Origin of the sequence: Dokdonella sp., assembly GCF_049593775.1 — a bacterium.
Lineage (GTDB): Bacteria > Pseudomonadota > Gammaproteobacteria > Xanthomonadales > Rhodanobacteraceae > Dokdonella.
In genome coordinates this window covers 1-7,331 of sequence record NZ_JBAWHJ010000162.1, presented here as the reverse complement: position 1 = coordinate 7,331, position 7,331 = coordinate 1, and the positions used below count along the sequence as shown (strand labels likewise).

At 59.8% G+C, this 7,331-nt stretch carries 8 protein-coding genes and 1 pseudogene; 7 read left to right on the top strand and 2 right to left on the bottom strand.

The features are described 5' to 3' along the window. Positions 1-147: 147 nt before the first annotated feature. Entirely contained in the window at positions 148-930 is a 783-nt protein-coding gene (locus tag WBP53_RS05640; RefSeq protein ID WP_423926792.1) for an enoyl-CoA hydratase/isomerase family protein, read from the bottom strand. A gap of 349 nt (positions 931-1,279) precedes the next feature. Between WBP53_RS05640 and WBP53_RS05635 the strand changes: the two genes are divergently transcribed. Further along, positions 1,280-1,960 carry an FKBP-type peptidyl-prolyl cis-trans isomerase gene (locus tag WBP53_RS05635; protein ID WP_423926790.1) on the top strand — a complete coding sequence of 227 codons (681 nt, stop codon included), beginning with the start codon at positions 1,280-1,282 and terminating at the stop codon, positions 1,958-1,960. Positions 1,961-2,038: 78 nt separating this feature from the next. Here WBP53_RS05635 and WBP53_RS05630 read toward each other — a convergent pair whose 3' ends face one another. Then, positions 2,039-2,395, bottom strand: a complete 357-nt coding sequence (locus tag WBP53_RS05630) for a hypothetical protein (RefSeq protein ID WP_423926788.1) — start codon at positions 2,393-2,395, stop codon at positions 2,039-2,041. Positions 2,396-2,644: 249 nt separating this feature from the next. Here WBP53_RS05630 and WBP53_RS05625 point away from each other — a divergent pair. From WBP53_RS05625 to WBP53_RS05600, 6 genes and pseudogenes are all read left to right on the top strand, one after another. Further along, positions 2,645-3,447, top strand: a pseudogene (locus WBP53_RS05625) (CoA pyrophosphatase). Then, positions 3,444-4,301, top strand: a complete 858-nt coding sequence (locus tag WBP53_RS05620) for a sulfurtransferase (protein ID WP_423926786.1) — start codon at positions 3,444-3,446, stop codon at positions 4,299-4,301. Before WBP53_RS05625 ends, WBP53_RS05620 begins: the two are co-directional and overlap by 4 nt. Before the next feature lie 394 nt (positions 4,302-4,695). Further along, entirely contained in the window at positions 4,696-5,034 is a 339-nt protein-coding gene (rsfS, locus tag WBP53_RS05615) for a ribosome silencing factor (protein ID WP_423926794.1), read from the top strand. 203 nt (positions 5,035-5,237) lie between these two features. Continuing rightward, positions 5,238-5,708 carry a 23S rRNA (pseudouridine(1915)-N(3))-methyltransferase RlmH gene (gene rlmH / locus WBP53_RS05610; protein WP_423926784.1) on the top strand — a complete coding sequence of 157 codons (471 nt, stop codon included), beginning with the start codon at positions 5,238-5,240 and terminating at the stop codon, positions 5,706-5,708. Between the two features lie 101 nt (positions 5,709-5,809). After that, positions 5,810-6,376, top strand: a complete 567-nt coding sequence (locus tag WBP53_RS05605) for a Maf family protein (RefSeq protein WP_423926782.1) — start codon at positions 5,810-5,812, stop codon at positions 6,374-6,376. 117 nt (positions 6,377-6,493) lie between these two features. Further along, a partial coding sequence (locus tag WBP53_RS05600; protein ID WP_423926780.1) for a ribonuclease E/G occupies positions 6,494-7,331 on the top strand: 838 nt, incomplete at its 3' end.

Below are 7,331 nucleotides of genomic sequence, written 5' to 3'. Positions count from 1 at the left end.
CGTCACCGCTGGCGAGAAGAAATATCGCGGTAGCCAACACTGAGCCATGCAAGCAATAGCCGGCATCGATACGCCGGCTATTGCTGCCCGGAGTTGGCAGCGCCGCCTTTCAGGGTAGTCCCGAAGTGAGCGATGCCAGCTTGCAGACTACTTCCCGCTGAATACCGGTTTGCGCTTCTCGAGGAAGGCCGTAGTGCCTTCCCGCATGTCGTCGGTCGAGAAGCACAATGCAAATGCCTTGCTCTCGAAGTCCATGCCTTCTGCAGCCGAACACTCGCCGCCCACGAGTACGGCATCGAGGATGCCGGCCAGGGCGTTCGGCGCCGAAGCGGCCAGCCGGTCGGCCAGGCCATCGACCTCATCGTCCAGTTGCTCGGCGGCGACAACGCGATTCAGCAGGCCGAGCTGTTCTGCGCGTTGCGCACTGACGGCCTGGCCGAGCAGGCAGAACTCGAGCGCTGCCGCGCGCCCGATCAGCCGCAGGAGGCGTTGTGTTCCTCCGAATCCCGGCAGCAATCCCAGGGTGATTTCCGGCAGGCCAAGTTTGGCCTTTTCACTGCCAATGCGAAGATGGCAGCACATGGCGAGCTCGAGTCCGCCTCCGAGGGCAAAGCCCTGAATTTTCGCAACAACCGGCTTTCCGAGCAGCTCGATGCTGCGCATCATGCACTGCCCGGCGCGCGAGAATGCCTGCGCGTCGATGGGCGACAGAGATTGCAGCTCCGCGATATCGGCACCGGCGACGAAAGCCTTCTCTCCGGCACCGGCCAATACGACAACCCGCACGGATTCGTCGTGCTGCGCCTGATCGAAGGCGACTTGTAGTTCGCCGATCGTTTCCCGGTTCAGCGCATTCAGTTTGTCAGGACGATTGACGGTCAGGGTGCGGATCGCGCCGCGGTTGGTGCAGAGGATATTCTGGAATGGCATCGTGTTTCCGCTAGGCTGCTGTTCATGTTGAGGCAGGATGATAGCAGCGCGCCTTGCCCGGTGTTTGTCTTGACTGGCGCGCTTGTTCAGCATGGAGCATGGGCGCCAAGCTATTGATTTATAGTGAGTGTTTCGGCATTCTTGTGCGTGCTTCACTGCGAATTTCCTGGCCCGCTGCGACAGGATCGAGAACTTTTTCCGTTCCTCGCACTCTGTGCATTGGCGTGTACGTGCCAATTGGAGCGCAAGCGCCGCTCAGGTACACTGATCGGCCTTTTTGCCTGTGCCGGGATGTACATCCGGTCGGGCGTGGCATGTTTACGGGTTTCAGATTCTCACTGGAGGCAGCATGAAATTTGGTTTGTCACTCGCCCTGGCGGCGTTGTTTGCTACAGGTAGCGCAGTTGCCCAGGACACCACGTCCGAAAAGGGCAAGCTTTCATATTCACTGGGATTCCAGATCGGCAAGGATTTCACCGAGCGCGGCATCACCGTGGATATCAACACGGTCATCAAGGCCATGCAGGACGGTTATGCCAAGCGCGATCCGACCGTTCCGGAAGCGCAGATGCGTGAAACCCTGTCGGCTTTCCAGACCAAGATGATGGCGGAAGCCAAGGCCGAGTACGACAAGGTCGCCGGTGCGAACAAGACCAAGAGCGACCAGTTCCTGGCTCAGAACAAGACCAAGAAGGGCATTGTTTCACTGCCGTCCGGTCTGCAGTACCGCGTTATTGAAGATGGAACCGGCAAGAAGGTCGGGCCGACCAGCGAAGTTACCGTGCATTACCGCGGCTCCCTTGCTGATGGTCTCGAGTTCGACAGCTCGTTCGCTCGTGGTGAACCGGTCAAGTTCAAGGTCAATGAAGTGATCAAGGGCTGGCAGGAAGCGCTTCCGCGCATGAAGGTCGGCGATAACTGGCAGATCTTTGTTCCATCGGATCTCGCCTACGGCGATCGTGGCCAGCCGCCACGCATTGGTCCGAACCAGGCATTGGTGTTCGACATCAAGGTTATCGATTCGAACTGATCGATCCGGTTGGAGCGATCAAGAACGCCGCGGCCATCCGCGGCGTTTTCTTTTGTGCTGTATGAGGTCATCCGGCAACTAGAGGAAATTGCGCATGTCCTCCAGCGCGCGCTCCATGTCGAGCTTGATGCGATTGATGATGCGCATCGCGGGTTCGGCGCTTTCAGAATCCGAGCCGGTGCCGGCGACGCTGGCCTGACCTCTCGTAACCAGCGCGGCGTCATCGTCGCCTACGAACTGGGCGAGGTAGACATAGCCCTGACGCAGGCCTTCCTTGACTTCGGGATGGTCGGGACCCAGTTGTTTGAGCAAGGTCAGAATCGCGAATCGAATGGATTCACGGGAGTGTGGCAACAAGCTTTCCGGCAGTCCGTAAACGCCGGGTTCAACCAGCGAAAGAACCTTGCCGTAATCACTCACTACCTTGGTCGCCATTCCCAGCATGCCTTGTACCATGCGGCCGATATACAACTAATGTAACAGCAGGGCGTTGGCGCGGACTATTCATGAATTGCACGCGACTTCGCTTGTCCTTTCAATCCAGAAGGCTTTCCGCTCGCCCGGTGATAGCGCCTGCTGTCACCTCGAACGCGACAAGCAATGTAGATCCAATGTGCTGCGCGATCATCGCGCGTATTGATGAACAGGCCAGACCCCAGGGGTCCTGAAAGAATAGAGCAGCGAATGCAGATCGAGTTTCCCCAGCCAGTTCTCAGCCCGTGCGTTGGCATTTGCCAACTGGACGATCATGGCTTGTGCGTCGGTTGTTGGCGTAGCGGTGACGAAATAGCACGATGGCTGGGCATGAGCGCTGAAGAGCGTGAGCATCTTATGGACGACGTTCTGCCCCGGCGCCAGTCCGAACGGACATGAGCGAACATCTCGGCATCCAGCAGCTACGCCGGGCAGTACGGGCACTCAGCGATGTTCCCGAGCCGCCAGGCTGGAACGCGTCGGAGTTTCCCGATTTGTGGGATGAGACTACCCGGCTGCGCCAAGCTGCGGTCTTGTTGCCTGTGGTTTGTCGCGGCAACGAGTTGAGCATGCTGTTCACGAGACGCAACGAAGGCCTGCGCCATCACGCGGGGCAGGTCAGCTTTCCGGGTGGTGCGGTGGAGCCCGCGGACACCGATGTCATTGCAGCGGCCTTGCGCGAGACCTTCGAGGAGACAGGAATTACCTCCGGATTCATTGAGCCATTTGGCTACCTCGATTGTCTCGACACGATTTCCGGATTTTGTGTTTCGCCGGTAGTTGCGGTGGTCCGCGATGGATTCGAGCTGGCGCCCGATCCCGGTGAAGTTGCCGAAGTGTTTGAAGTTCCTCTCGACTTCATCCTCGAGCCAGGGTGCATGCGGCGGACTGAAATCGTCTGGCAAGGGCGGGGCAGGGAGATATTCGAGTTCGACTATGCTGGCCAGCGCATTTGGGGTGCTACCGCGGCTATCCTGCAGAATCTTCTGCGCCGTCTGGAGGCCATACGATGAAGTCCCAGCCCCTGATTTCAGTTCAACACCTGGCTGAGCGCCTCCGGACCATGGATTCCCTGATACTGGATTGCCGCTGGGACCTGGGCGATCCGGCCGGCAGTCGGCATGCGTACGCGCAAGGCCATGTGCCTGGTGCCATCCACGTTGATCTGGATACGGACCTCTCCGACCTTTCCCGGGCGGGATTGGGGCGACATCCTTTGCCTTCCGCATTTGCGTTTGGTGAGACCTTGTCGAAGTGGGGGTGGCATCCGGGACGCCCGGTGGTCGCCTACGATGACGCCGGCGGGGCACTGGCCGCGGCTCGCCTCTGGTGGATGTTGCGCCTGGTGGGTGCCGAACATTGCCAGGTTCTGGATGGAGGATTTGCCGCCTGGCAAAAAGCCCGGATGCCGATTGAAACAACGGAGTCGGCAGTCGCCGCCAGCGTGGTCACGGTGGATTTCGATGAGCAGCAACTGGTGGGATTCGATGCCTTGGAGCGAGGTCTGGCTGATGCCTCCATCTGTCTCGTCGATGCGCGTGGAGCAGCACGCTATCGGGGGGAGGTCGAACCGCTGGATAGACTGCCCGGACATGTACCTGGAGCCGTCAACCGGCCCTTTACCGACAATCTCGATGCTCAGGGCTTTTTCCGCCCTGCGAAGTCATTGGCAGAAGACTTCCAGGCCCTTGTCGGGCGACGTCCGGTCGATTCCGTCGTGCACATGTGCGGATCCGGAGTTACCGCCTGCCACAATCTGTTGGCCATGGAGCATGCCGGGCTTCACGGTTCGCGCCTGTTCGCGCCATCGTGGAGTGGCTGGATCGCCGATTCTGCCCGGCCTGTAGCGGTTGGTTCAGGCCCGTAGACGGGCAAACAGTGGGCGCTGGGCCGCAAAACCATGTGCGCGCGCAGCGAACTGTCACTGGTTTGCCCCTATACTGCCGCTGCGCCTGTTCCGGCGTGAGCCCTGAAATGAGGTTGATTGCACCTTGAGTACGTCAGAAACACGAGTCCGGCCGCGCCGGGCAGGAAATACGACTGCAGCAAAGAAAGCACCGGTTGCACGCAAGGTGGCTGCGAAGAAGGATTCTGCAAGGTTGCCCGCCAAGTCTCCGGCCAAGGCCATGGAACCTGCCAGCAAGCGCGCGGCCAAGCCAGCTGCTGCGCGCAAGGCTGTCGCCAAATCGGCACCAAAGACTGCGTCCAAGGCAACCCGCAAACGGGTCAAGCCCGATCTTGAAAAAGACGTCTTTGAAAGCTTGCACAAGGCGGTCACCACGGCGCTCGAGGACCTCAAGGCACGTGATACGCAGGAAATCGATGTGCGCGGAAAGACATCCGTCACCGATCTGATCGTGGTGACAAGCGGCACGTCAACGCGGCATGTCAGGTCGATCGCTGATGAGGTTGTGCGTTCGGCAAAGAAGATCGGCCTGCCACCGATCGGCGTTGAAGGTGAGCGGGAAGCCGAATGGGTGCTGGTTGACCTGGGCGATATCGTCGTCCACGTGATGTTGCCGCGTACGCGCGAGTTCTATGGTCTTGAACGCCTGTGGACCGTCGGTGACGACGAGCATCCGGAATTGCTTGACGGTTAGCCTGCCCGACCATGAATACCGCGTGCGCACCCTTTTTCCATGCAGCCTTCCGGCAAGCCATGCAATCGGTGCTTGAGTGCGCTTTCGACTCGATGGCCAATTGCCACGAGAATCCACTGGCTCGCGATCACTGCGCCTGTTCGTGAACAGGCCGGGCTAGTGCATTTCCCGGCAACTTGCCGAGGTGAACGGAAAGGACGGTCATGCGCACGCGTCTGATATCGGTTGGCGAACGCATGCCGGCTTGGGTCTCTGAAGGGTTCGCCGAGTACGCCAAGCGCCTGTCTCGCGAACTGCCGATCGAGTTGACGGAGATTCCGCTGGGCAATCGGGGCAAGAGTCGCGACCCGGTCAAAGCCAAAGCTGATGAAGGGAGCGCCGTGCTGGCGACCCTGGGCAGCGATATACACGTGGTCGCGCTGGATGGCCGCGGAAAACCGTGGTCCAGTGAACAGTTGGCCGAGAATCTCGCAACCTGGCGAATGCAGGCGCGTGATCTGGCCATCCTGATCGGAGGCCCGGATGGTCATGCCGCCGAAGTGATGGCGCGCGCCAATCAGACCTGGTCGCTGGGCCCCCTGACCTTGCCGCACATGATTGTTCGCCTGATCGTCATCGAACAGTTGTATCGGGCCAGCACCATATTGGCCGGGCATCCCTACCACCGCGCGTGAGTCTTGCCCGGTGTTCCGGATCGCCACAGCGAGTGGGTGTCACTGTCCTGACTTCAATCCAGTTGATCTGGCAAGATTCCCGAATCAACCGGAGGCCCGAATTGCTCTATCTCGCTTCAAAATCGCCACGTCGCCGCCAGCTTCTTGAGCAGATCGGCATCGATTTCGAGATCCTCGATGTCGAAGTGCCCGAAATTCGTGGTGCAGGGGAGCCTGGCATCGACTATGTCAGCCGGGTTGCCCGTGAGAAAGCTGGTGCCGGATTGCTGCAGGTCGTTGCTGTCCCCGGCGCAATCGTCATGGGCGCTGATACCGAGGTCGCGCTGAATGGCGAAATCTTTGGCAAGCCGACTGACGCGAACGATGCGGCCGGCATGCTCAGTCGACTGGCGGGACGTACGCATCAAGTCATCAGCGTGGTCTGGTGCATCAGTGCAGGCCAGGAAGATCATGCGGTTTCGCTGTCAGAGGTCAGCATCGCCCCGATGGATCGTGCATGCATCGATGCCTACGTGGCTACCGGTGAAGCGTTTGGCAAGGCCGGTGCCTACGCGATACAGGGCCGCGCGGGGGCATTCGTCAGCCATTTGAGCGGCAGTTATTCGGGGGTCATGGGACTTCCATTGCACGAAACCTCCCTCCTTCTGGAGCGATTTCGGGCAGGTTGAGCTCCAGAGCAAGGTGGTCATCGCGGCACGGTAGCGGCAACGGCTAGCTGCATCATTCGACAAGACACCGCTGCGCCAGCTATAAAACACTTCAATTCCTGGTGCCAACATCTTGTCGTGAGCGAAGAAATCCTGATCAACGTCACCCCGCGCGAGACCCGAGTAGCGCTGGTCGAGAACGGCATGCTGCAGGAAGTGCACATCGAGCGCGCCAGCCGGCGTGGCTATGTCGGCAACGTCTACAAGGGCAAGGTCAGCCGGGTCATGCCGGGCATGCAGGCCGCGTTCGTTGAAATTGGCCTGGACAGGGCCGCATTCCTGCATGCTTCGGACATCATTCGCCCGCATCCAACGTTGATTGGCGAAAATGGCGAGGCTACGGCTTCGCCGACCCCGCCAATCAACGAACTGATTCGCGATGGCCAGGAAATCATCGTCCAGGTGGTCAAGGATCCGATTGGAACCAAGGGCGCGAGATTGACCACGCACTTGTCCATACCCTCTCGCTACCTCGTCCTGCTCCCGTACAGCACCGTGCTGGGCGTGTCGGTGCGTATCGAAGATGAAACCGAGCGCATGCGCCTCAAGGAAATCCTCGCCGAATCGATCGGAGAAAATCCACTAGGCTATATTGTTCGCACCAATGCGGAAGGCCAGACCCGTGAAGCGCTGGCAGAGGATATCGGCTACCTCGGCAAGCTCTGGTCGTCACTGCTCGAACGCATGGCCGTATCGCGCGTCGGCTCCCGCGTATACGAGGACCTTCCGCTGGCCCTGCGCTCGCTGCGCGACCTGATGCGTCCGTCAATCGAGAAAGTGCGCGTGGATTCGCGCGAAACGCTGGATCGCGCCGTCGATTTCACGACTCAGTTCATGCCGGATCTCGCGGATCGAATCGAACATTACCCGGGCGAGCGGCCGGTATTCGATCTCTATGGCATCGAGGACGAAATAC

Excerpts from the sequence above, each read along its gene's own strand:
- WBP53_RS05630 (WP_423926788.1), bottom strand. The coding sequence starts at position 2,395 with ATGGCGACCAAGGTAGTGAGTGATTACGGCAAGGTTCTTTCGCTGGTT.
- rlmH (WP_423926784.1), top strand. The coding sequence starts at position 5,238 with ATGCGCACGCGTCTGATATCGGTTGGCGAACGCATGCCGGCTTGGGTC.
- WBP53_RS05635 (WP_423926790.1), top strand. The coding sequence starts at position 1,280 with ATGAAATTTGGTTTGTCACTCGCCCTGGCGGCGTTGTTTGCTACAGGT.
- WBP53_RS05640 (WP_423926792.1), bottom strand. The coding sequence starts at position 930 with ATGCCATTCCAGAATATCCTCTGCACCAACCGCGGCGCGATCCGCACC.
- WBP53_RS05620 (WP_423926786.1), top strand. The coding sequence starts at position 3,444 with ATGAAGTCCCAGCCCCTGATTTCAGTTCAACACCTGGCTGAGCGCCTC.